Origin of the sequence: Microbacterium paulum, from assembly GCF_015707995.1 — a bacterium.
Classification (GTDB): Bacteria; Actinomycetota; Actinomycetes; order Actinomycetales; family Microbacteriaceae; genus Microbacterium; species Microbacterium paulum.
Genome location: NZ_JAAGRY010000003.1, coordinates 58,635 through 80,915, shown reverse-complemented (window position 1 = coordinate 80,915; position 22,281 = coordinate 58,635). Strand labels below are relative to the sequence as shown.

At 71.4% G+C, this 22,281-nt stretch carries 23 protein-coding genes; 10 read left to right on the top strand and 13 right to left on the bottom strand.

Going from position 1 to position 22,281, the window contains the following annotated elements:
* Positions 1-56 precede the first annotated feature (56 nt).
* Genes G3N18_RS01675 through G3N18_RS01655 form a run of 5 tightly spaced genes read left to right on the top strand, consistent with a single transcriptional unit; the run spans position 57 to position 4,981 of the window.
* The gene (locus G3N18_RS01675) at positions 57-1,079 is read left to right on the top strand and encodes an ABC transporter substrate-binding protein (protein WP_196382575.1); all 1,023 of its coding nucleotides are present in this window, start codon (positions 57-59) and stop codon (positions 1,077-1,079) included.
* Complete coding sequence (locus G3N18_RS01670) at positions 1,076-2,131, top strand: FecCD family ABC transporter permease (RefSeq protein ID WP_338038148.1); 1,056 nt, start codon at positions 1,076-1,078, stop codon at positions 2,129-2,131. The genes G3N18_RS01675 and G3N18_RS01670 overlap by 4 nt, the downstream gene beginning before the upstream one ends.
* Complete coding sequence (locus G3N18_RS01665; RefSeq protein ID WP_206692863.1) at positions 2,131-3,195, top strand: FecCD family ABC transporter permease; 1,065 nt, start codon at positions 2,131-2,133, stop codon at positions 3,193-3,195. The genes G3N18_RS01670 and G3N18_RS01665 overlap by 1 nt, the downstream gene beginning before the upstream one ends.
* Positions 3,192-4,061 carry an ABC transporter ATP-binding protein gene (locus G3N18_RS01660; protein ID WP_196382574.1) on the top strand — a complete coding sequence of 290 codons (870 nt, stop codon included), beginning with the start codon at positions 3,192-3,194 and terminating at the stop codon, positions 4,059-4,061. Before G3N18_RS01665 ends, G3N18_RS01660 begins: the two co-directional genes overlap by 4 nt.
* Entirely contained in the window at positions 4,058-4,981 is a 924-nt protein-coding gene (locus G3N18_RS01655; RefSeq protein WP_230403731.1) for a siderophore-interacting protein, read from the top strand. The genes G3N18_RS01660 and G3N18_RS01655 overlap by 4 nt, the downstream gene beginning before the upstream one ends.
* Positions 4,982-5,017: 36 nt before the next feature.
* Here G3N18_RS01655 and G3N18_RS01650 read toward each other — a convergent pair whose 3' ends face one another.
* Together G3N18_RS01650 and G3N18_RS01645 are read right to left on the bottom strand one after the other, a co-directional pair.
* Positions 5,018-6,436 (bottom strand): MFS transporter, encoded by a 1,419-nt coding sequence (locus tag G3N18_RS01650; protein WP_338038147.1) that lies wholly within the window; start codon positions 6,434-6,436, stop codon positions 5,018-5,020.
* Positions 6,433-7,620: an aminotransferase class I/II-fold pyridoxal phosphate-dependent enzyme gene (locus G3N18_RS01645; RefSeq protein ID WP_196382573.1), complete on the bottom strand. Its 1,188-nt coding sequence runs from the start codon at positions 7,618-7,620 to the stop codon at positions 6,433-6,435. The genes G3N18_RS01650 and G3N18_RS01645 overlap by 4 nt, the downstream gene beginning before the upstream one ends.
* Positions 7,621-7,744: 124 nt before the next feature.
* Here G3N18_RS01645 and G3N18_RS15965 point away from each other — a divergent pair, with 124 nt between their 5' ends.
* The 4 genes from G3N18_RS15965 to G3N18_RS01630 are packed head-to-tail and all read left to right on the top strand — an operon-like array spanning position 7,745 to position 10,485.
* Positions 7,745-7,996 (top strand): hypothetical protein, encoded by a 252-nt coding sequence (locus G3N18_RS15965; RefSeq protein WP_230403730.1) that lies wholly within the window; start codon positions 7,745-7,747, stop codon positions 7,994-7,996.
* Positions 7,951-9,276: an N-acyl-D-amino-acid deacylase family protein gene (locus G3N18_RS01640; RefSeq protein WP_338038146.1), complete on the top strand. Its 1,326-nt coding sequence runs from the start codon at positions 7,951-7,953 to the stop codon at positions 9,274-9,276. The genes G3N18_RS15965 and G3N18_RS01640 overlap by 46 nt, the downstream gene beginning before the upstream one ends.
* Positions 9,277-9,316: 40 nt before the next feature.
* Complete coding sequence (locus tag G3N18_RS01635; protein ID WP_196382572.1) at positions 9,317-9,724, top strand: RidA family protein; 408 nt, start codon at positions 9,317-9,319, stop codon at positions 9,722-9,724.
* A gap of 2 nt (positions 9,725-9,726) precedes the next feature.
* Complete coding sequence (locus G3N18_RS01630; RefSeq protein WP_196382571.1) at positions 9,727-10,485, top strand: type III PLP-dependent enzyme domain-containing protein; 759 nt, start codon at positions 9,727-9,729, stop codon at positions 10,483-10,485.
* A gap of 41 nt (positions 10,486-10,526) precedes the next feature.
* Here the strand turns inward: G3N18_RS01630 and G3N18_RS01625 are convergent, their stop codons facing one another.
* Genes G3N18_RS01625 through G3N18_RS01605 form a run of 5 tightly spaced genes read right to left on the bottom strand, consistent with a single transcriptional unit; the run spans position 10,527 to position 16,339 of the window.
* Positions 10,527-11,768 carry an MFS transporter gene (locus G3N18_RS01625; RefSeq protein WP_420827073.1) on the bottom strand — a complete coding sequence of 414 codons (1,242 nt, stop codon included), beginning with the start codon at positions 11,766-11,768 and terminating at the stop codon, positions 10,527-10,529.
* A complete protein-coding gene (locus G3N18_RS01620; protein WP_196382569.1) occupies positions 11,765-12,535 on the bottom strand; it encodes a fumarylacetoacetate hydrolase family protein in 771 nt (256 codons plus the stop codon). The genes G3N18_RS01625 and G3N18_RS01620 overlap by 4 nt, the downstream gene beginning before the upstream one ends.
* Position 12,536: 1 nt before the next feature.
* Positions 12,537-13,640 carry a branched-chain amino acid aminotransferase gene (locus G3N18_RS01615; protein ID WP_196382568.1) on the bottom strand — a complete coding sequence of 368 codons (1,104 nt, stop codon included), beginning with the start codon at positions 13,638-13,640 and terminating at the stop codon, positions 12,537-12,539.
* A gap of 52 nt (positions 13,641-13,692) precedes the next feature.
* The gene (locus G3N18_RS01610) at positions 13,693-14,745 is read right to left on the bottom strand and encodes a 3-isopropylmalate dehydrogenase (RefSeq protein WP_196382567.1); all 1,053 of its coding nucleotides are present in this window, start codon (positions 14,743-14,745) and stop codon (positions 13,693-13,695) included.
* 46 nt (positions 14,746-14,791) lie between these two features.
* Complete coding sequence (locus G3N18_RS01605; protein WP_196382566.1) at positions 14,792-16,339, bottom strand: MFS transporter; 1,548 nt, start codon at positions 16,337-16,339, stop codon at positions 14,792-14,794.
* A 94-nt stretch (positions 16,340-16,433) separates the two neighbouring features.
* Between G3N18_RS01605 and G3N18_RS01600 the strand changes: the two genes are divergently transcribed.
* On the top strand, positions 16,434-16,976 hold the full coding sequence (locus G3N18_RS01600; protein ID WP_196382565.1) for a TetR/AcrR family transcriptional regulator: 543 nt from the start codon (positions 16,434-16,436) through the stop codon (positions 16,974-16,976).
* A 145-nt stretch (positions 16,977-17,121) separates the two neighbouring features.
* Here the strand turns inward: G3N18_RS01600 and serA are convergent, their stop codons facing one another.
* From serA to ilvN, 6 genes are all read right to left on the bottom strand, one after another.
* Positions 17,122-18,726 carry a phosphoglycerate dehydrogenase gene (gene serA / locus G3N18_RS01595; protein ID WP_196382564.1) on the bottom strand — a complete coding sequence of 535 codons (1,605 nt, stop codon included), beginning with the start codon at positions 18,724-18,726 and terminating at the stop codon, positions 17,122-17,124.
* Between the two features lie 128 nt (positions 18,727-18,854).
* Positions 18,855-19,250 (bottom strand): bacitracin resistance protein, encoded by a 396-nt coding sequence (locus G3N18_RS01590; protein WP_230403728.1) that lies wholly within the window; start codon positions 19,248-19,250, stop codon positions 18,855-18,857.
* The gene (locus tag G3N18_RS01585; protein ID WP_196382563.1) at positions 19,247-19,795 is read right to left on the bottom strand and encodes a DNA polymerase III subunit gamma/tau; all 549 of its coding nucleotides are present in this window, start codon (positions 19,793-19,795) and stop codon (positions 19,247-19,249) included. The genes G3N18_RS01590 and G3N18_RS01585 overlap by 4 nt, the downstream gene beginning before the upstream one ends.
* 21 nt (positions 19,796-19,816) lie before the next feature.
* Complete coding sequence (locus tag G3N18_RS01580; RefSeq protein ID WP_196382562.1) at positions 19,817-20,530, bottom strand: copper homeostasis protein CutC; 714 nt, start codon at positions 20,528-20,530, stop codon at positions 19,817-19,819.
* Between the two features lie 186 nt (positions 20,531-20,716).
* Positions 20,717-21,742, bottom strand: coding sequence for a ketol-acid reductoisomerase (ilvC, locus tag G3N18_RS01575; RefSeq protein WP_196382561.1), 1,026 nt, complete (start codon positions 21,740-21,742; stop codon positions 20,717-20,719).
* Positions 21,743-21,771: 29 nt separating this feature from the next.
* Positions 21,772-22,281, bottom strand: coding sequence for an acetolactate synthase small subunit (gene ilvN, locus G3N18_RS01570; RefSeq protein ID WP_196382560.1), 510 nt, complete (start codon positions 22,279-22,281; stop codon positions 21,772-21,774).

Below are 22,281 nucleotides of genomic sequence, written 5' to 3'. Positions count from 1 at the left end.
AAGGCTGTCCTTACTTCAATAACGGACGCCACCCCCACAGCAACGGAGGAATCCCCGTGCCCCGCATCCGCACCACCGCCGCCCTCGCGGCCGCCGCCGCGCTCCTGTTCACCGGCTGCGCCTCGTCCAGCTCTCCCGCCTCGACCGGTTCGGCGGCAGCCGACGACACGTTCCCGATCACGATCACGCACGCTCTGGGCGAGACGACGATCCCGAGCAAGCCCGAACGCGTCGCCGCCGTGGGGTGGAGCAACCAAGACGTCGCGCTCGCTCTCGGCGTCGTGCCAGTCGGCATGGATACCCAGCTCTGGAACTACACGGGCGATGCTCCCCTCGGCGTCTACGAGTGGACGCAGGATGCCATCGACAAGCTCGGCGGCGAGGCGCCCGCGATCTTCTCGACGGCCGACGGTACCGACTTCGAAGCGATCGCCGACACCAACCCCGACCTCATTCTGGCCGCGCAGTCGGGGCTCGATGCCGAGAGCTACGCGACGCTGAGCGAGATCGCGCCCGTCGTGGCGTATCCCAAGGTCGCGTGGTTCACCCCTTGGCGCGACACGATCACGCTCAACGCGAAGGCGCTCGGCCTGTCTGCCGAGGGCGACAAGCTCGTCTCCGACCTCGAGGCCGACATCGCGGATTCCACGGCGGGCGCCGACTTCTCGGGCAAGACCGCCGCGTTCTTCTCGATCAGCGCCGCAGACCTGTCGACGGTCAACATGTACACGGGCGGCGACGCGCGCACCGCGCTCCTCGGCGACCTCGGCTTCGATCTGCCCCAGGTCGCGATCGACGGCGCCGCCGGCGGATCGTTCTACGAAGAGTTCAGCGCCGAGAACGCCGACAAGCTGGCCGACGTCGACGTCATCGTGACCTACGGCGACGGCGACGTGCTGCCCGCCCTGCAGGCCGACCCGCTGTGGAGCACCCTTCCCGCCGTCAAGGCCGGCGCCGTGGTCGAGATCGGCAAGGGCGACGCGCTGAGCGCCGCCGTCAGCCCCACCGCGCTGTCGATCCCGTGGGTTCTGCCGCAGTACGTGCCGCTGCTCGAAAAGGCCGCAGCCAAGGTCCAGTGACCGCCACCCTGCCCGCCTCGCGCCGCGCGCCCGCCCCTTCGGTGGGCGCGCGTCGCCGCGTCGCCGTGGTGCTCGCCCTGATCGGCGCGGTCGTCGTCTCGGTCGTCGTCTCGGTGTCGTTCGGATCGCGGCCGGTGTCGCTCTCCGAGATCGTCGAGGGGATGACCCTGTGGGTGCGGGGCGAGACCCCCACCGACATCGGCGCGATCGCGGTGCAGAGCCGCGTGCCGCGCACGATCATGGCGCTCCTCGCGGGCGCGGCCCTCGCCCTGTCGGGAACGCTCATGCAGGCGATCACCCGCAATCCGCTCGCCGATCCCGGCATCCTCGGCGTGAACACCGGCGCTGCCCTCGCCGTCGTGATCGGCATGGCCTTCCTCGGCGTCTCGAGCGCGCTCGGCTCGCTCGCGCTGGCGCTCATCGGAGCGTTCCTCACCGCGTTCTTCGTCTACTTCGTCGGCTCGGTCGGGCCCGGGGGCACCACCCCCATCAAGCTCGCCCTCGCCGGCGCCGCCACGACCGCCGCGCTGAGCTCGCTCGTGTCGGCGATCCTCCTGCCGCGCCAGGGCGTGCTCGACGAGTTCCGGTTCTGGCAGGTCGGCAACGTCGGCCGCGCGAACGCCGAGACGATGTCCATCGTCATCCCGGTGCTCGTCATCGGAACCCTGATCGCGCTCCTGTGCGCGTCGGCGCTCAACGCCCTCGCGCTCGGCGACGACGTCGCCGTCGGGCTGGGTGTGCGCGTCGGGCGCATCCGCATCATCTCGGCCATCGCCGGGGTGTCGCTCTGCGCCGCCGTCACGGCCGCGGTCGGTCCGATCGGATTCGTCGGCCTGATGGTGCCGCACGTCATCCGCGCGCTCACGGGCTCCGACCAGCGCTGGCTGCTGCCGCTCTCGGCGCTCGGCGGTGCCGTCCTACTGACACTCGCCGACACGCTCGGCCGCGTGGTCGGCTACCCAGGCGAAGTCGAGGCCGGCATCATCACCGCCTTCATCGGCGCACCCGTGCTCATCGTCATCGCCCGCCGCACGAAGTTGAAGGCCCTCTGATGGTGATGCTGTCGATTCCGACGACCACGACGACCACCGCGCAGCAGGAGGCCGTCCGCGCGGGTCGCGCGGCGCGCCGCCGTCGCCGCCGCATCGCGCTCGTCGTCATGACGGCGGTCGTGCTCGCCCTGGTCTGCGCCATGCTCATGCTCGGCAACACGATCTACCCCGTGTCGGACGTGGTCGCCGTCCTCTTCGGGCAACACGTGCAGGGGGCATCCTTCACGGTCGGCACGTTGCGGTTGCCGCGCGCGCTCACCGGTGTTCTCGCCGGCATCGCCTTCGGCGTCGCGGGGTCGACCTTCCAGACAATGCTGCGGAACCCCCTCGCGAGTCCCGATGTGATCGGCATCACCTCGGGCGCGAGCGCCGCCGCCATCCTCTCGCTCGTGGTGCTGCATTGGAGCGGACCGACCACGATGGCGCTCGCGATCGTCGCGGGAATCGTGACCGCGGTCGTCATCTACCTCGCGGCGCGCGGCGGCGAATCGACCGGCGGCCGACTGATCCTGATCGGTATCGGCGTGGGGGCGATGCTCGATGCCGTCGTCGCGTATCTGCTCGTCCGCGCGAACGTCTACGACGTCTCCGTCGCCGCTCGCTGGATGACCGGAAGCCTCAACGGCTCGCGCATGGAGGACGTGCCCGCGCTCGCTCTCGCCGTGATCGTGCTCGTGCCGCTCGTGCTGGTGCTGAGCCGCGACCTCTCGGCGCTCGAGCTCGGCGACGCGTCGGCGACGGCGCTCGGTGTGCGCGTCGACCGCACGCGGGTGCTGCTCGTGATCGCGGCGGTCGCCCTCGCGTGCGTCGCGACGGCGACGACCGGACCGATCGCGTTCGTCGCGTTCCTCGCCGGGCCGATCGCCTCCCGCATCGTGGGGCCTGCCACCTCGCTCGTGCTGCCGGCGGCGCTGACCGGCGCGTGCCTCGTGCTCGCCGCGGACCTGCTCGGGCAGTTCGCGTTCGACACCAAGTTCCCCGTGGGCGTCATCACCGGCATCCTCGGGGCGCCCTATCTGCTGTATCTCCTCATCCGAACCAGTCGTCGCGGAGGATCGTCATGACCGCCCCCCACGTGCTCCGCACCGAAAGCCTCGTCGCGGGCTACGGCCGCACCCCGATCGTCGACGGTGTCTCCATCGACGTGCCGATGCATCGCGTGAGCGTGATCGTCGGCGCGAACGCGTGCGGCAAGTCGACGCTGCTGAAGGCGATGTCGCGCCTGATCCCCGCGATGAGCGGCGCCGTCATCCTCGACGGAAAGAGCCTCGACCAGCTGCCGACGAAAGACCTCGCCCGCACGCTCGGCCTTCTGCCGCAGCAGCCCGTTGCGCCCGAGGGCATCGCCGTCGCCGACCTCGTCGGGCGCGGGCGCCACCCGCACCAGCGGCTGTTCCGGTCGCGGACAAGCGACGACGACAGAGCCGTCACCGAGGCGCTCGCGGCGACCGGCGTGCTCGACCTCGCCGATCGCGCCGTCGATGAGCTGTCGGGCGGGCAGCGACAGCGCGTGTGGATCGCGATGGCCCTCGCGCAAGAGACCGACATCCTGCTGCTCGACGAGCCGACCACGTTCCTCGACGTGTCGCATCAGATCGAAGTGCTCGACCTGCTGACCGACCTCAACCTGCGCCGCGGCACCACGATCGTCATGGTGCTGCACGACATCAATCTCGCCGCCCGCTACGCCGACCACCTGTTCGCCCTGCGTGCCGGCCGGCTCGTCGCGTCGGGCGCGCCGCGCGACGTCGTCACGAGCGACCTCGTTCGCGAGGTGTTCGATCTGGATGCCACGGTGATCGACGATCCCGTCTCGGGCACCCCGCTCATCCTCCCCCGCGGACGCCACCGCGTACTCACGGCCGCCGAGCCGTCCGCCGCGGTGGCCGCGCACACTGTTCCCGCCTCGACCACAGGAGAGATCAGATGACCGACGAGATGACCGACGACCGGCCGCAGAGCCGCTTCTTCCGCGCCCGGGTGAGCGCCATCACCGACCTCACCCCCACGTTCCGGCGCTTCACCTTCGGCGGCGATGACCTCGCCGACTACGGTGACACAGGCTTCGACCAGCGGATCAAGATCGTCTTCCCCACCGCTCACGCCTCGATCGACGACATGCCGCTCGGCGAGGATTGGTGGGACGAGTGGCGGGCCCTGGATGATACGCAGCGCCCCACCTTCCGCACCTACACGACGCGCGCGGTGCGCCCCGGCGCGTGCGAGGTCGACATCGACATGGTCGCGCACGAGGTACAGGGGCCCGCGTCGGCGTGGATCGCCGACGCCCACATCGGCGACGAGCTGCTGATCTTCGCGCCGACCACGGCGCAGCGGGGCGTCAGCTACGGCATCGACTTCGTGCCGCCCGCGCAGACGGGCGACATCCTGCTCGCGGGTGACGAGACGGCGGCCCCCGCGATCGCCGCGATCCTCGAGCAGCTGCCGGCCACGGCGCGCGGCGTCGTCGTGCTCGAAACGCCGCACCCGGCCGACGTCGACTACTTGCCGGTGCATCCCGGGTTCCGCTACCGCGTCGCGGCACGGAGCGGCGAGGCGGATCGACACGAGCACCTCGTCGCCGCGGTCGCCGAGGCCGCGGCCGAACTGGCGCCGGAAGGACGCGGCGCCGAGGTCGAAGAGATCGACATCGACCACGACATGCTGTGGGAGGTGCCGCGCACCGCGAAGGGCGGCGCCGCGCTGAAGAGTGCGGCGCTCTACGCGTGGCTCGCCGGCGAGGCGGGCGCCATCAAGACGCTCCGCCGGCATCTCGTCACCGACCTCGGTGTCGACCGCCGTGCGGTCGCGTTCATGGGCTACTGGCGGCTCGGGCGCGCCGAGGTCTGAACGGGAGCGGTCCTCGGTCCGCGGCACGCGCGCCGGCTAGGCCGCGGCGCGTGCGCCTCGGCTGCTGACGGTCATCCGCAGGCCCGGTACGACGGCGAGCACGGCGAGGGCGGCGGCGATCGCGAAGACGGCGGGGAACGAGGCATCCGTCGCACGCAACGCCACGAACGTCAGCCCCATGACGGCGATCGCGGCCGACGCGCCGATCGAGTCCGAGATCGACAGCGCCGACGAGTTGAAGCCCTGGTTCTGCGGCGTCGAGTACGCGAGGGTCAGCACGGTCAGCCGCGGGTACATGAGGCCCATGCCGGCGCCCGCGAGCGACCACCCGGCGATGATCGTCCAGGCCGGCAGGTGCCACGCGGCGGTCGCCGCCGCGATGAGCGTCGCCGCGAGCAGCAGCGTGACACCGAACAGGGTGATGCGCGCGTTGCCGAGACGATCGCCGAAACGGCCCTGCACCTCGGCACCCGCCGCCCACAGCAGCGCCGCCGAAGTGAGCCCGAGGCCCGCGGCGGTCGCCGAGAACCCGTAGTCGTCGATGAGCAGGTACGGCACGTAGATCTCGGCGCCGAAGAGGGCTCCTGCGATCAGCGCGCGCATGAGCACGACGCTCGGCAGTCCGCGCCGCACGCGCAGCGTTCCGGCGGGCAGGAGCGGCCGGATCGCGAGGGCGATCGCGACGAGGGCGACCGCGACGACGACCCCCGTCCACGGGCCCGCCTCACCCGCGAGGCTGAGCGCGAGGGCGCCCGCGGCGACGACGGTCGCAAGCGCCAGACGGCGTGCGACGGGCGCGCGCGACGGGTCTTCGACCCGCAACGGCAGGTCGTGCAGGCTCAGGTACACGACGGTGAACGCCACCAGCGTCAGCACGGCGACCCCCAGGAACACCCAGCGCCAGTGCAGCTGCTCCGCGACGAACCCGGCGAGGAACGGTCCCACGATCGAGGGGATGACCCACGCCGCCGAGAACGCGGCGAACACGCGGCCGTGCAGGTGCGCCGGATACACGCGCGCGACGACGACGTAGAGCGCCACCGTCTGCCCACCGGTGCCGAGCCCCTGCAGCAACCGCCCGAGCACGAGCACCTCCATCGACGGCGCGAGACCCGCGATCACGAGGCCCGCCACGAACAGCGCCACAGAGGTCGCGAGCGGCAGCACCGGGTCACGCCGATCGCACCAGGCACCCACCGCGACCATGCCGATGACGCTCGTGGCGAGCGTGCCCGAGAACGCGACGGCGTAGAGCGCATCTCCGCCGAGATCGGCGCTCACGAGCGGCATGACGGTCGTCACCGCGAGCGCCTGCGTCGCGGCGAGGAAGATCATCGCGACGGCGCCGACGGTCACCCAGAAGTAGCGCGGATGCCAGATGCCGCCCCGGTCGTCCCCGGCGCCCGGCATCCGTTCGGGGTCGTGATCGTCCGCGCGCGGTGCGGTCTCGCTCACGGCTGGGGCGACGTCGCCGCCGCGGCCACCGCCCCGATCCGGGTGATCGCCTCGGTGAGCACGTCGGGACCGCAGCCGAAGTTCAGCCGCACGTGGCCCGCGCCCTGCGGACCGAACTCCGGCCCGTGGTGGAGAGCCACCTTCGCCGCGCGGCGCAGATACGGTGCCGGGTCGTCTCCCCAGCCGTAGGCCGAGACATCGATCCACGCGAGGTAGCCGGCGTCGGGCTCGCGGTACCGCGCGAGCGGCAGATGCGCGGCCAGCAGCTCGGTGAGCAGCGTGCGGTTGCGCGCGAGGGCGGCCCGTTCGGCGTCGAGCCAGTCGTCCGAGACGGCGTCGAACGCGGCGACGGCGGCCATCGCGCCGAACAGACCCGTGCGCCACTCGACCTCGGGGCTCAAACCCCGCACAACCGCGGTCGTGCGGTCATCGGCGGTCACGATCAGCGCGCACTTCAGGCCCGCCAGGTTGTACGCCTTCGAGGCGCTCGTGACGGCGAAGCCGATCCCTCTCGCCGTCGCAGAAGCGGCGAGGAACGGGGTGTAGGTGACGCCGTCGCGCACGAGCGGACCGTGGATCTCGTCGCTGATCACGACGGCCCCGTGCCGCGCGGCGATCTCGGCGAGCTCGGCGAGATCGGCGGCGGAGTGCACCGTGCCGGTCGGGTTGTGCGGGTTGCACAGCAGCACCGCGCGCGCTCCCTGCGCCAGCGCCCGCTCGATGCCGGGCAGATCGAGCCGCCAGCCGTCGTGATCGGCCGAGGGCTCACGCAGCGGAACCGGCTCGACGAGGCATCCGGCTTCTTCGATGCAGATCGCGAACGGCGGGTACACCGGAGGGGTCGAGACCACGCGGTCGCCGGGGCTCGTCGTCGCGCGAAGCAGTTCGACGACGCCCATCATGACGTCGGCCGTCCAGCGGATGCGCGCGGGGTCGACGCTCCAGCCGAACCGGCGCTCGGCGAAGCCCGCGAACGCGCGGCCGATGCCGGGGTCGGGCGGCGTGTAGCCGGTGTCGCCGATGGCCACCGCCTCGGCGAGCACGGCGGTGATCGCCGGCGCGAGCGGAAAGTCGGTCTCGGCCACGAACATCGGCAGCACGTCGTCGGGGTAGGTACGCCACTTGGTGCTCGACCGGCGGCGCAAGATCTCCAGAGGCAGGGCTTCCAGCGGGGTGTGGCTCACGCGTCGAGCCTATCGACACGCGCCCCCAGAGCCCTCTCTGCCACGCGCGGCCGGCATGGGGCGATCGACAGGCCGGCATGCGGCGATCGATAGAATCGAAGGACCCCCGAAGGACAGGACCCCCGTGAGCGCAGATCGACTGCTCGTCCGCGGCGGCGTCGTCGACGGTGCGGGCGCCGAGCCCCACCGGGCCGACGTGCTGATCGTCGACGGGGTGATCGCCGAGATCGGCGACGCCCTCGACAGCGCGGCGGGCGATCGGGTGCTCGACGCCGACGACCGGCTGTCGTTCCGGGCTTCATCGACGCGCACGCGCACGCCGACGGGGCGGTGTTCCGACCCGACGCGCAGCGGGCGCTGCTGCGGCAGGGGGTGACGACCGTCATCGGCGGGCAGGACGGCGTCTCGTACGCCCCCGGCGACGGCGCCTGGGCCTCGCGCTACTTCGCCGCGATCAACGGACCCCACCCGACCTTCACAGGCGGGTCGGTCGCCGACCTGCTCGCCACCTACGACGGAACCACCCCGCTCGGTGCCGGCTATCTCGTTCCGGCAGGAACCGTGAGACATGCCGTGATGGGCATGGATGCCTCGCCGCCGACCGTCTGCCAGCTGGCCGACATGACGCGGCTGGTCGAAACCGGCCTCGCCGACGGGGCGCTCGGGCTGTCGACGGGGCTCGACTACGTGCCGGGTATCTTCGCCGAGGCGCGTGAGCTCGCCGCGCTGTGCACACCCGTCACCGCGGCAAGCGGTCTCTACGTCACCCACATGCGCGGCGGGTACGAGACCGCCGCGGCGGCGGGCCTCGCCGAGGTGGCGGAGATCGTCCGGATGAGCGGCGTGCGCGCGCACATCTCGCACTATCACGTGGATGCCGCTGACGGCATCCGTCTCATCGACGACCTCGCGGCCCGCGGCGTCGACGTGAGTTTCGACATGTACCCGTACACGCGCGGCTGCACGCTCGTCGCGATGGCGCTGCTGCCGCCCGAGTACAGCGCCCGGAGCGTCGCCGAGGCGGTCGCGCTGCTCGGCGATCCGGCGGAGCGAGCACGCCTACGTGCCGACTGGTTCCCGCTGATCGCCGACAAGCCGAGCCTCGGGCCGGGGTGGCCCGACATGGTCGTGATCGCCCACGCGCCCAGAGCCCCGCACGCGGCAGGGCTCTCGCTTCGAGCCGAAGCGGCGCGGCGCGGTGTCGACGTGGTCGACGCGGCACTCGATCTGCTGACCGAGAACGCCCTCGAGGTGAGCGCGGTGATGGCGGTTCGTGACGAACGGCTCACCTCGAACCTCGCGCGCCTCTTCTCGCACTCCGCCTACACGGGCGGATCCGACGGCATCTACATCGGCGACGCCCCGCACCCGCGTGGCTGGGGCACTTTCGCGCGCCTGCTCGGCACGTACACGCGCGAGGTCGGGGCGTTCGGCTGGGCCCAGGCGGTCCGCCGCCTCGCCGGACTGCCCGCCGAGCGCTACGGCCTGCACGACCCCGACACGGTCGCCTACCGCGCCACCTATGCGCAGCCCACCGCGCTCGCCATCGGCATCGACGACGTCGTGGTCGCGGGCGTGCCCGTGCTCGCCGGCGGCGAACTCACCGGCGCGACTCCGGGCTCCGCGGCGCGCCGCACCGGTTCCGCACGCCCCTGATCGTTCCCCTCCCACCCCGACCCTCACGAAGGAGACCCCCATGACCCGCACCGCCGTCACCATCCCGAACGCCCCCGTTCCCGCCGGTCCCTACAGTCACGGCGTCGTGGCGGGCGGTTTCCTGTTCACGGCGGGCTTCGGTCCGCAAGACCCGGCCACCGGCGAGGTCGTCGCGGGCGGCGTCTACGAGCAGACGCAGCAGGTGCTCCGCAACATCCAGAAGGTGCTCGCCACGAGCGGCGCGACGATGGACGACGTCGTCAAGGTGACCGCCCACCTCGAACACCTCGACCGCGACTTCGCCGAGTACAACCGCGCCTACGCCGAGTTCTTCACCGCGCCCTACCCGGTGCGGACCACGGTCGGCTCGCGCCTCGCCGACATCCTCGTCGAGATCGACGTCGTCGCGCAGCTCCCCGCCGCTCCGGGCTCCCACGCCCAGGGCTGAGCATGACCTGGCGGCAGGTGCCCGCAGACCGCATGCTCCGCGCCGACGACAAGGCGCTCCCCGCCTGGGCGGCGGGCGTGGATGCCACGGCGTTCGCCGGCGTCGCCGGGTACGAGGGAGCGGTCGCGCACGGCCGGTCGGGCGACGCGCTGCACGATGCGGGGGCGTTCGTCGCCGATCTCGTCGCCCTGCACGAGACGCTGCTTCCCCGGTACGACGATCCGGCCGCAGCGATCGTCACCGCCGGCGGCAGCGCCTTCCCCGATGTCGTCGCCGACGTGCTGGCCGAGGCGGCGGCGCGCCTCCCCGGCCGCTTCGTGATCCGCTCCGGCGCGTCGCTCATCCACGACGAGGGTTACTACCGGTCGGAGTCGCCCTTCGACGGCGCGGGCCTCCGGCCCGCGGCCCGCGCGATCGCACGAGTGGTCTCGACGCCTGAGCCGGGCCTCGCCCCGCTCGACGCCGGTAAGCGCGACGTGCCGTACGACCTCGACCAGCCGGTGCCGCTCGCCCGCCTCGACGCCGACGGCACGAGGCATCCGCTCGGCACGTCGACCACCGACGCGCGGATCGACGCGGTCAACGACCAGCACGCCTTCCTGCGCACCGACCCGGCCGTCCCCGTCGCCCTCGGTGACCGGGTGCTGCTCGGTCGGTCGCACCCGTGCACGATGTTCGACAAGGGGCGGCTCCTCCCCGTGGTCGCGGATCTCGACGACGCCGACCCGCTGATCGTCGGGCTCATCGAGACCCGGTTTTGAGCGCGCAGTGCTGACCCCGGGCCCGCCCGGTGCCGGCAGGGTCAACCGCGCCGGGCGTACGGGGCGAGCGCCGTCACCGCGACGACGATGACGAGAGCGACGAGCGCGAGCCCGCCGTAGCCGATCCACGCGAGCACGAGCCCAGCCAGCACCGCTCCGACCGCCGCGCTGAAGGTCATGACGGTGTCGCTGATGCCCTGGCGCCGCGGGCGGAGCGCCGTGATCGTGCTCTCGGTGAGCAATGCCGCGCCCGCGACGGTCGCGGCGCTCCATCCCGCCCCGAGCAGGAACAGCGCGACGACGACCGCGACCTGCTCGTCCGGTGCGACGGCCGCGAGCACGAGCGACGCGGCGAGCAGCGCCTGGCCGAGCATGATCGTCGCGATCCGTCCGACGCGGTCGGCGAGCACGCCGAAGACCGGCGAGAGCCCGTACATCCCGAAGACGTGCAGCGCGATCGTCGTGCCGACCACGAGCGTCACGTGATCGGGCGCGAGGTGCGCGAGGTGGATCGGCGTCATCGCCATGACGGAGGCCATGACCACGTGCGACCCTGCGACGGCGAAGATCGCGTAGCGCGCCGCGACGGGCCGGTCGGTCTCGACGATGTGCTCGCGGCGTGCCTCACCGCTCTGCGCGAGCCGCTGCGCCGTGAGGAGCGGATCGGGCCGGAGCGCAGTGAGGTACAGCACGAACGCGGCGATCTGCGCGACGATCGAGAATGCGTACGAACCGGTCAGCGGCGGCATGCCGAGGAGCTCTCCGACGGCCTCACCGGGGGTGAGCAGGAGCGGCCCGGCGACGGCGCCGACCGTCGTCGCCCAGACCACCGTGCCGAGGTCGCGCCCGCGACGACCGGTGTCGGCGAGGTCGGTCGCGGCGAACCGCGACTGCAGATTGCCGGCGTTGCCCGCACCGATCAGGAGGACCCCGACGATCAGCAGGGGGAACAGCCGCAGCGACGCGGCCGTGATGACCACCGCGATGCCGACGAGGGCGAACAGGTTGCCGAGCGTGAGCGCGACGCGCCGGCCGCGCCGGGCGGCGAGACGGGCGAGCGGGATCGCGCACAGTGACGCGCCGAGCGTGACGGAGGCCGTGGCGAGGCCCGACAGCGCCTCCTGACCCGACAGGTCCGCCGCCAGCAGCGCGCCGAGAGACACCGTCGCACCGAACGCGATGCCGCCGAGCACCTGACCGGCGGCCAGCACGCGCACCGTGCGCCGCTGGACGCGGGCGATCTCGGCGGCTTCGCCGGTGACCGGCGAGGCCGCGGGCATCATCCGGCGTCGCGGACCGGGTTACGGAGGACCCCGAGCCCCGTGATCTCCACCTCGACGATGTCTCCCGCGACGAACGGCCCGACGCCGGCCGGCGTGCCGGCGAGGATGACGTCTCCCGGCAGCAGCGTGAACGCGTGCGAGGCGTACGAGATGAACTCGGCGACCGAGTGCACCATCTCACCGAGGGTGCCGTCTTGGCGCACCTCGCCGTTCACGCGCGTGACGATCCGCACGTCGCCGGACGGTGTGAACTCGGTCTCGATGGCGGGACCGAGGGGGCAGAACGTGTCGAAGCCCTTCGCACGCGCCCACTGCCCGTCGGTCTTCTGCAGGTCGCGCGCGGTCACGTCGTTGCCGATCGTGTAGCCGAAGACGTAGTCCAAGGCATCCTCGACCGACACATTCTTCGCGACGCGACCGATCACGGCGGCGAGCTCGCCCTCGTAGTCGGTGCGCTCCGATTGGGTCGGGCGCACGATCGCGTCGCCTGGGCCGATCACCGACGTGTTCGGCTTCAGGAACATCATCGGCTCGGCGGGCACCTCGTTGCCGAGCTCGGCGGCGTGGTCGCGGTAGTTGCGCGCGATGCCGATCACCTTCGAGCGCGGAATGACGGGGGCGAGCAGGGCCACTTCGCCGAGCGGCACCCGCTCCCCCGTCGTCTCGAACCCGGCGAACAGCGGGTCGCCGGCGAGCACGACGAGGTCGGTGCCGTCGACGATGCCGAACCGGATGGCGTCGTCGTGGCTGAACCGCGCGATCCGCATGTCAGCCGTCCAGGCGCACGAGCCAGCCGTGCGTGTCTTCGCGGCGGCCGTACTGGATGTCGGTGAGCTCTTCGCGCAGCGACAGCGCGAGTTCGCCGAGGGGCTGCTCGTCGATGAAGTCGGTGCCCTTGAGCACGCCGATCGGTGCGACGACCGCGGCGGTGCCGCACGCGAACACCTCGACGATGTCGCCGGATGCCACGCCCTCGCGCCACTCGTCGATCGAGACCGACCGGCCTTCGACCTTGTGCCCGCGGTCGACGGCGAGCTGCAGGATCGAGTCGCGCGTGATGCCCTCGAGGATCGACGGCGACTGCGGCGTGACGAGCGTGCCGTCTTTGTAGACGAAGACGATGTTCATGCCGCCGAGTTCTTCGACGTTACGGTCCTGATCGAGGAACACGACCTGGTCGCAGCCCTGCTCGTACGCCTCGGCCTGCGGCAGCAGGCTCGCGGCGTAGTTTCCGCCCGTCTTGGCCGCTCCCGTGCCGCCCTTGCCGGCGCGCGCGTACTGCTCGCTGAGCCAGATCGAGACGGGCTTCGCGCCGCCCTTGAAGTACGCGCCGACCGGCGAGGCGATGACGTAGTAGCCGACCTTGTTGGCGGGACGCACGCCCAGGAACGCCTCTTTGGCGAACATGAACGGGCGGAAGTACAGGCTCTGGTCGGCGCCGCTCGGCACCCACGCACCGTCGACGGCGATCAGTTCGCGCAGCGACTGGATGAAGTACTCCACCGGCAGCTCGGGCAGGGCCAGGCGCCGGGCGCTGCGCTGGAGGCGCCGGCCGTTCGCGTCGGGGCGGAAGGTCCAGATCGAGCCGTCGGCGTGCCGGTAGGCCTTGATGCCCTCGAAGATCTCCTGGCCGTAGTGCAGCACCGCGGCGGCCGGGTCGAGGGCGAGCGGGCCGTAGGGCTGCACGCGGGGACGGTGCCAGCCGCCGCCCACCGACCAGCAGACGTCGATCATGTGGTCGGTGAACGTCGTGCCGAACTGCGGGTCGACGAGGAGTTCCGCGCGCTCGGCGTCGCTCTTGGTGTGGAGGTTTCTCGAGACGGCGAACTCGAGCGGGGCGAGTCCGGATTCGGGTGCGGAGGTGAGGCTCATGGTGTTCCCTGGTGTTCGGTGAGTTCTCGGGTGTCGGATGCCTGTGTCGAGGCTACGCCTCGAGGGCTCGGGCGATGGCGTCGCCGACCTCGGCGGTCGTGCGGGGGGCGGTGCCCCGGGTCGCGATGTCGTTCTCGACGGCACGGGTCACGCGCTCGGCCTCGGCCCGCAGCCCGAGGTGATCGAGCAGGAGGGCGACCGAGAGGATCGCAGCCGTGGGGTCGGCCAGCTGCTGGCCCGCGATGTCGGGCGCCGAGCCGTGCACGGGCTCGAACATCGAGGGGAACGCGCCGTCGGGGTTGATGTTCCCCGATGCGGCGAGGCCGATGCCTCCGGTGACGGCGCCGGCCAGGTCGGTGAGAATGTCGCCGAAGAGGTTGTCGGTGACGATCACGTCGAATCGGCCCGGGTTCGTGACCAGATAGATGGTGGCCGCATCGACGTGCGCATAGTCTACGACCACGTTCGGGTGTTCGAGCGCCACGGCATCCACGATCCGTTTCCACATGCCGCCGGCGTGCACGAGCACGTTCGTCTTGTGCACGAGGGTCAGCTTGCCGCGACGGCGTTCGGCGAGGTCGAACGCATAGCGCACCACCCGCTCGATGCCGTAGGCCGTGTTGACCGACGTCTCGTTGGCGACCTCGTGCGGGGTGCCGGTGCGGATCGACCCGCCGTTGCCGACGTAGGGGCCCTCGGTGCCTTCGCGCACGACCACGAAGTCGATCTCACCGGGGTCGGCGAGGGGGCCCGCGGCGCCCGGGTAGAGCTTCGACGGGCGGAGGTTGACGTAGTGGTCCAGCGCGAAGCGCAGCTTCAGCAGCAGGCCGCGCTCGATGTTCGCGTCTTTCAACCGCGGGTCACCGGGAACGCCGCCCACGGCGCCGAGCAGGATCGCGTCGGTCGCCGCAATGGCGGCGAGATCGTCGTCCGTGAGGGTGTCGCCGGTCTCGAGGTAGCGCGCGGCGCCGAGCGAGAAGCGCACCTTCTCGATCTCGACGTCGGAGCCCCGGGTCGCGGCGTCGAGGACCTTCTCGGCTTCGGCGACGACCTCGGGGCCGATGCCGTCGCCGGGGATGACGGCCAGAGTGATGACGCGCGACATGGGGCTCCTGCGGGTAGAGACGAGACCGCGCGCGCGGCGCTGACGCTCAGTGCTCGACGGGCGCGGTGCGGGACCCTTTCAGCGTAGTGGCCGCGATGATCGCCGCGATCGACACGAGGGCCGCGCCGATCAGCGCCGTGATCGTGACGCCCGCGTCGAACGCGTGCGCCGCCGCGAGCCGCAGGGCGTCGCCGGTAGCGGCGTCGAGCGTGTCGGCGACGCGCATGGCGCCCGCGAGAGTCTCGCGGGCCGCATCGGCGGCCGCTCCCGTGATGCCGCTCGGCAGCACGATGCCCGTGCGGTAGACGGCGGTGAGGATGCCACCGAGCACCGCCGTGCCGAGCACGGCGCCCACCTCGTACGCGGTCTCCGACACGGCGCTGGCCGCGCCCGCCTTCTCGGGCGGGGCGCTCGAGAGGATGAGGTCGTTCGAGACCGTCTCGGCCGCGCCGATGCCGATGCCGAGCAGCGTGAACGCCGCGATGAGCAGCACGAGCGCGCCGTCGCCGACCGCACCGGGCACGAGCAGGTAGGCGACGATCGAGAACATCAGCGCAGCGGGCACGACGATGCGCGGCGAGACCCGGCGGGCGATCGGCACGACCACGAGGCCGGCGACGATCATCGCGATCATGCCGGGAACGAGCGCGAAACCGGCATCCATCGGCGACAGGCCCACGATCAGCTGCAGGTGCTGCGCGACGAAGTAGAGGAATCCGACGAGCGACAGCACGCTCAGGAGGTTCACGAGCAGCGCGCCGCTGAAGGTGCCGCGCGAGAACAGGCGCATGTCGAGCATGGGGGTGCGCGAGGCGAGCTGGCGCCGCACGAACGCGACGCCGAACCCGATGCCGGCGACGAAGAGCACGACCGGGAGGGGGCCGAACCCGTGCACGGCGACCTCTTTGATCGCGTAGACGATCGGCACCATCGTCAGCATCGACAGCGCGATGCTGACCGGGTCGATGCGGCCCGGGTGCGGGTCGCGGCTCTCGGGCACGACGAGCGGCGCGAGGATGAGCAGCGGCAGCAGCACGGGCACCGACATGAGGAACACCGCGCCCCACGAAAAGTGCTCGAGCAGCAGTCCGCCGACGATCGGGCCGAGGGCGGCGCCCGCCGAGAACATCGTCGCCCAGACGGCGATCGCGAGGCGGCGCTGGTCGCGGTCGGTGAAGACCGACCGCAGCAGCGACAGGGTCGAGGGCATGAGCATCGCGCCGAACACGCCCATGCCGGCGCGGGCGGCGATGAGCCAGCCCGCCGACGGGGCGAAGGCGGCGAGCACCGAGATCGCGGCGAAGCCGGTCGCGCCGATCAGCAGCATGCGCCGCCGGCCGAAGCGGTCACCGAGCGTGCCCATCGTGACGAGCAGGCCCGCGAGGACGAGCGGGTAGGCGTCGATGATCCAGAGCTGCTGGGCGCTCGAGGGGCCCAAAGCGAGCGAGATGTCGGGCAGGGCGAAGCTCAGCACGGTGTTGTCGACCGAGACGAGCAGCACGGGCAGCATGAGCACCGCGAGCGCCGCCCAGCCGCGCCAGCCCACGCGCTTTCCGCGTGCGTCTGCCAAGGTGATCTCTTCTGTCAACGTCACTTTCCGTGCTCCATCGTCTCTGCGGGCGGTTCGTTTCTATACCGTCCAGCCGGTATAGTATCAGAATCGGCCGAACGCGAGAGAGGATCGCTGCATGTCTCGACCACCCCGTGCACGCGAGAGCGTGCTCGACGCGTTCGAGCAGTTGCTCGTCGACGACGGTGAGCGCGCCGCGACGATGGATGCCACGGCGCGCGCCGCGGGGGTCTCGAAGGGAGGTCTGCTCTATCACTTCGCCTCGAAAGACGCGCTCGAGCACGCCCTGCTCGAGAGGCTGGTCACCCTGGTCGACGCCGATCTCGCCGAGATGGCGAGTTCACCCGAGGGACCGGTCGCATTCTTTCTGCGCACCTCGGTGATGGACGACGACGCGCTCGACCGCGCCCTGATCGCGACGTCGCGACTGGCGCAGCGCGGCAGCGCCGAGGCGACCGAGACCCTCCGCGTCGTGCGGGCCAGATGGGCCGAGGCGTTGCGCCCGCACGTGCGCGACGCGGCGGCGCTCGACCTGGTGCTGCTCGTGAGCGACGGCCTGTACTACAACAACGCCCTCACGGCTGCGGCCGCCGCAGGCCCCGTCCCCCGCGGCGCCGGCCTCGACGCGCTCGTCGCCCTCGTCGAGCGCGCCACCCGCTGACCCCGCCCCTCGCTTCTCCCCCTCCCTCTTTCGCGAGCCGCTACGTTTCGGCCGAGCCGCTACGATCCGGCGGGCCGAAACGTAGCGGCTCGACCAGTTCGTAGCGGCTCGCGGAAGAAGGTGAGAGGGAGGGAGGGCGCGGGGGTCAGGACTCGGTGATCTCGATCTGGCGGAAGAGGTCGGCGCCCACGGCCTCGCGCATGTCTTCGAGGATCTGCTCGGGCACCGGCGAAGAGACCGTGAGCACCGAGAGCGCGCGGCCCGAGGCATCCGGCTGCGCGACGAAGAGCCCCGCGATGTTGATGCCGGCCTCGCCGAGCTTCTGACCGTAGATCGCGACGATGCCGGGGCGGTCGGCGTAACGCATCACGATGTGGTGCTGCTCGATCGGCACCTCGATCTCGTACCCGTTGATCGCGACGATCTTCGGCACCATGCGGGTGCCCGCGAGGGTACCGGCGACCGTCAGCACCGAGCCGTCCGAGAGGGTGCCACGCAGGATCGTGATATTGCGGTACAGCGGGCTCTCGGCCTCGACGATAAGGCGGGTCTCGATGCCGCGCTGCTCGGCGAACAGCGGCGCGTTGACGTACGAGACGTTCTCGCTGACGATCTTCGACAGGATGCCTTTGAGTGCGGCCAACCGGTAGACGCTGACGTCGTAGGCGGCGAGCTCTCCGCGCACCTCGATGTCGAGGCTCGTCAGCGCGCTCGCGGCGAGCCCCGAGAACACCTGGCCGAGCTGCTCGACGAGCGCGATGCCGGGGCGCACGAACGGGTCGATCACGCCGCCGGCGACGTTGACCGCGTCGGGCACGAGGTCGCCTTCGAGCGCGAGCTTGACCGAGCGGGCGACCGAGATGCCGGCCTTCTCCTGCGCCTCGTCGGTCGACGCCCCGAGGTGCGGCGTGACGACGACGTTCGGCAGCGACAGCAGCGGGAACGCGGTGCCGTCCGCCTTCGGCGGCTCCGACGTGAACACGTCGAGGCCCGCGCCGGCGATCTCGCCGGTCGTGAGGGCGGTGTAGAGCGCCTCCTCGTCGATCAGGCCGCCGCGCGCGACGTTCACGACGTACGCGGTCGGCTTCATGATGCGGAACTGCTCGGCGCCGATCATGCCGGTCGTCTCGGGCGTCTTGGGCATGTGGATCGTGACGAAATCGCTCTGCGCGAGCAGGTCATCGAGCGGCAGCAGCGTGACGCCGAGCTGCTGCGCGCGGGCGGGCGTGACGTAGGGGTCGTAGGCGACGACCGTGACGCCGAAGCCCTGCAGCCGCGCCGCGATGAGCGCTCCGATGCGGCCGAGGCCGACAATGCCGATCGTCTTCTCGAACAGCTCGGTGCCCGTGAACGAGCTGCGCTTCCAGGCCCCGGCGGCCAGTGACGCGTGCGCGGCGGGGATGTGCCGTGCGAGCGAGAGGATGTGGCCGACCGTGAGTTCGGCGGCCGAGATGATGTTCGAGGTGGGGGCGTTGACAACCATGACGCCCGCGGCGGTCGCGGCCTTGATGTCGACGTTGTCGAGGCCGACGCCGGCGCGCGCGACGACTTTGAGGTTGGATGCCGCGGCGATGGCTTCGGCATCCACCTTCGTCGCCGAGCGGATGAGGATCGCGTCGGCATCGCCGATCGCGGCGAGGAGCGCCGAGCGGTCGGCGCCGTCGACGGTGCGGATGTCGAAATCCGGCCCGAGGGCGTCGATCGTGGCGGGAGAGAGTTCTTCGGCGATGAGGACGACGGGCTGAGACACGGCGGCTGACCTTCGGTGCTTTCGCGCGGATGCGCACGGGTGGGACCGCTCGCCGCACGCCATCGGGGGCGAGACACGCCCAGCCTAGCGGCCCGCGAGAGGGCCCGATGACCGTGTGACGCGGGTGCTCAGCCGAGCATCGAGGCGCCGTTGGTCGCGCTGTAGGCCAGCACGTCGAGCCAGAACACCGCGACCACGCCGAGACCGCTCAGGAGCACGAGGCTGAATTCCCACCACACCCGTCGCCAGCCGATCGCGAACGCGATGCCGAACGCGATGAGGGGGAACACGACGGCGAACAGCAGCACGAACCAGCCGTAGCCGTTGAGCGAGAGCGTTCCGGTGGCCTGCGTGATGAGGAAGTCGATCGCGTTCCAGACGAAGTAGGCGTAGAACAGGCCGAAGATCACCGAGATCGTGACGATCGCCCACGTCGGCATGATGCGGGGCTTCCGGGTGCTCGCCGCCCCGTCTGCCGTCTTCTGCTGCGTCTTCTCGGCGCCCCGCGCCGCACGCGCGTTCATCGCGCCACCGTCCCGACCGCGCCCACCATGATGAACGGCCACGGGACGAGCACGACGAGCCCGGCCAGCAGCCACACGATCCGCACCCAGCTCTTCGACGCGCGGGTGAGCGCGTAGGCCGTCACGAACCACAGGGCGGGAGCGGCCACCGCGAGCCACAGCGCGACCTGGTAGCCGACGGGGCTCACGAGGAACTGCGCGGTGCCCTGCAGTCGCAGCCCGCCGACGATCCAGCCGATCGTGAAGAGCAGGTAGACGCCGGCGAGGATGCCGAGGGTGATGAGCATCGGGCTCGACAGCGGCGCTTTGTCGCCCGGCATGACGACGGTGCCGTCGGCCTCGATGTGGCCGACCGTGTCGCTGTCCTTTCCGACCGCCGTGAAGCCGTCGGGCAGGGCGAGCGGCGGAGCGTCCTCCGCCGACGCGCCGTCGTGCCCGGTCGCGTCGGGCGTCGGGTCGGCGCCCGAGGTGCGCGTTCCGACATCGAGCGTCGGATCGTCGTCACCGTCCCAGCGCAGGGCGTCTTCGTCGCGTCCGGTGTTCACGAGGTTCAGCGTAGCGGCGGATCAGCCGCGCGTCTCGGCCAGCGCCGCGACGACGAGCGCCGCGTCGGTGACGTCGTGCCCGGCCGTGCCGCCGCCCGGGCCCGACGGTGCGTCGAGGCCTGCCTGCCCGCGCGCCGACAGGTGCACCGCCTGCACGCCCGTCCCGACGATCGCGGGGATGTCTTCCGTGCGGATGCCGCCTCCCGCCATGATCTCGACGGCGCCGCGCTCGGCGACCATCGCGGCGAGCGTGTCGAGCCCGTCGATGGAGCGCACGGCCCCGCCCGAGGTGAGCACGCGGTCGACGCCGGCGCCGCGGAGCTGTGCCAGTACGGCGAGGGGGTCGGGCGTGGCGTCGATCGCACGGTGGAAGACGAGGGTCGCCGTCCCGGCGGCGTCGCGCCACCGGGCGACCGCGGCGAGGTCGGCCTGCCCAGTCGGGGTCAGCGCCCCGACGACCACTCCCCCGGCGCCGGCAGCGACCGCCGCCGCGATGTCGGCTGCGACGAGGTCGATCTCGTCGCCGTCGTAGACGAAGCCGCCGCCGCGCGGGCGCACCAGCACGTTTACCCGGTCACCGCCCACCGCGGCGACCGCGGCCTCGATGAGCGCGATCGACGGGGTGAGACCGCCGACGCCGAGCGCTTGGCACAGCTCGAGCCGATCGGCGCCAACGGCGACGGCGGCGCGTGCTCCGGCGGGGTCTTGGACGGCGATCTCGAGCGCAACGGTCATGCGCTCCACGTTAGCGAAGACGGCCGAACGCAGACCGGCACACGGCCTGACGCCCCGGTCCGTGAACGCCGACGGCCCGGCCCCCTTGTGGGAGGGCCGGGCCGCGTGGCGGTCTCGGTCGGCGCGCACGGCGCCGGTCGATGAGCGACAGACTCGGCGGGTGTGCCGAGGGTCTGGGGGTGAGGGTCAGCGCGCGGCGGAGCCTTCGGTGTAGCCCTCGTCCTGCTGCTCCCAGGCAAAGAGGGCGCGCAGCTCCTTGCCGACCTGCTCGATCGGGTGGGCGGCGGCCTTCTCGCGCAGGGCGAGGAACTCGGGCGCACCGGCATCCTGATCGGCGATGAACCGCTCGGCGAACGCTCCCGACTGGATGTCGGCGAGCACGCCCTGCATGTTCTCCTTGACGTGCTCGTCGATCACGCGCGGGCCCGACACGTAGTCGCCGTACTCGGCGGTGTCGGAGACCGACCAGCGTTGCTTGGCGATGCCGCCCTCCCACATGAGGTCGACGATGAGCTTCAGCTCGTGCAGCACCTCGAAGTAGGCGATCTGTGGCTGGTAGCCCGCCTCGGTCAGGGTCTCGAAGCCGTACTGCACGAGCTGCGACACGCCGCCGCAGAGCACCGCCTGCTCGCCGAACAGGTCGGTCTCGGTCTCCTCGGTGAAGGTCGTCTTGATAACGCCGGCACGGGTGCCGCCGATCGCCTTCGCGTAGGCGAGCGCGGTCTCCCAGGCGTGGCCCGAGGCATCCTTCTCCACCGCGATGATGTCGGGGATGCCACGGCCGGCGACGAACTCGCGACGCACCGTGTGGCCCGGGGCCTTCGGCGCAACGAGGATGACGTCGACGCCCTCGGGCGCGTCGATGTAGCCGAAGCGGATGTTGAAGCCGTGCGCGAAGGCGAGCGTCTTGCCGGGCGTGAGGTTCGGCTTGATCTCGTCGTTGTAGATGCCGCGCTGATGCTGGTCGGGCGCGAGGATCATGATGAGGTCGGCCCAGCGGGTGGCGTCGGCGACCGACAGCACCTCGAACCCGTCCTCCTGGGCCTTCGGAGCCGACTTCGAGCCCTCCTTCAGGGCGATGACGACCTCGACGCCCGAGTCGCGAAGGTTCTGCGCGTGGGCGTGGCCCTGCGAGCCGTAGCCGACGATCGCGACCTTCTTCTGCTGGATGACGGAAAGGTCGGCGTCGGAGTCGTAGAAGATCTCAGCCATGGGTGTGTTTCTCCTTGTATCGGGGTGGGTCAGCCGCGCAGCACGCGTTCGGTGATGGACTTGCCGCCACGGCCGATGGCGACCATGCCGGACTGGGCGAGCTCTTTGATGCCGAAGGGCTCGAGGGCGCGCAGGATGGCGTCGACTTTGCCGCGGTCGCCGGTCACTTCGATGACGAGCGCGTCGGTGGCGTAGTCGACGACCGACGCGCGGAAGAGGTTCACGACCTCGATCACGTTCGACCGCGTCTGGTTGTCGGCGCGCACCTTGATGAGCATGTGCTCGCGCTGCACGGATGCCGCGTAGTCGAGCTCCACGATCTTGATGACGTTGACCAGCTTGTTCAGCTGCTTGGTCACCTGCTCGAGAGGGAGTCCCTCGACGTCGACGACGACCGTGATGCGGGAGAGACCCGGCACCTCGGTGACGCCCACCGCGAGCGACTCGATGTTGAAGCCGCGGCGTGCGAACAGCCCCGCGACGCGCGTGAGCAGGCCCGGCTTGTCTTCGACGAGCAGGCTCAGAACATGTTTGGTCAT

Excerpts from the sequence above, each read along its gene's own strand:
- G3N18_RS01635 (WP_196382572.1), top strand. The coding sequence starts at position 9,317 with ATGACCCGCACCGCCGTCACCATCCCGAACGCCCCCGTTCCCGCCGGT.
- ilvC (WP_196382561.1), bottom strand. The coding sequence starts at position 21,742 with ATGGCTGAGATCTTCTACGACTCCGACGCCGACCTTTCCGTCATCCAG.
- ilvN (WP_196382560.1), bottom strand. The coding sequence starts at position 22,281 with ATGACCAAACATGTTCTGAGCCTGCTCGTCGAAGACAAGCCGGGCCTG.
- G3N18_RS01620 (WP_196382569.1), bottom strand. The coding sequence starts at position 12,535 with ATGCGGATCGCGCGGTTCAGCCACGACGACGCCATCCGGTTCGGCATC.
- G3N18_RS01580 (WP_196382562.1), bottom strand. The coding sequence starts at position 20,530 with ATGACCGTTGCGCTCGAGATCGCCGTCCAAGACCCCGCCGGAGCACGC.
- G3N18_RS01630 (WP_196382571.1), top strand. The coding sequence starts at position 9,727 with ATGACCTGGCGGCAGGTGCCCGCAGACCGCATGCTCCGCGCCGACGAC.
- G3N18_RS01615 (WP_196382568.1), bottom strand. The coding sequence starts at position 13,640 with ATGAGCCTCACCTCCGCACCCGAATCCGGACTCGCCCCGCTCGAGTTC.
- G3N18_RS01625 (WP_420827073.1), bottom strand. The coding sequence starts at position 11,768 with ATGATGCCCGCGGCCTCGCCGGTCACCGGCGAAGCCGCCGAGATCGCC.
- G3N18_RS01600 (WP_196382565.1), top strand. The coding sequence starts at position 16,434 with ATGTCTCGACCACCCCGTGCACGCGAGAGCGTGCTCGACGCGTTCGAG.
- G3N18_RS01610 (WP_196382567.1), bottom strand. The coding sequence starts at position 14,745 with ATGTCGCGCGTCATCACTCTGGCCGTCATCCCCGGCGACGGCATCGGC.
- G3N18_RS01590 (WP_230403728.1), bottom strand. The coding sequence starts at position 19,250 with ATGAACGCGCGTGCGGCGCGGGGCGCCGAGAAGACGCAGCAGAAGACG.
- G3N18_RS01665 (WP_206692863.1), top strand. The coding sequence starts at position 2,131 with ATGGTGATGCTGTCGATTCCGACGACCACGACGACCACCGCGCAGCAG.
- G3N18_RS01660 (WP_196382574.1), top strand. The coding sequence starts at position 3,192 with ATGACCGCCCCCCACGTGCTCCGCACCGAAAGCCTCGTCGCGGGCTAC.
- G3N18_RS01655 (WP_230403731.1), top strand. The coding sequence starts at position 4,058 with ATGACCGACGAGATGACCGACGACCGGCCGCAGAGCCGCTTCTTCCGC.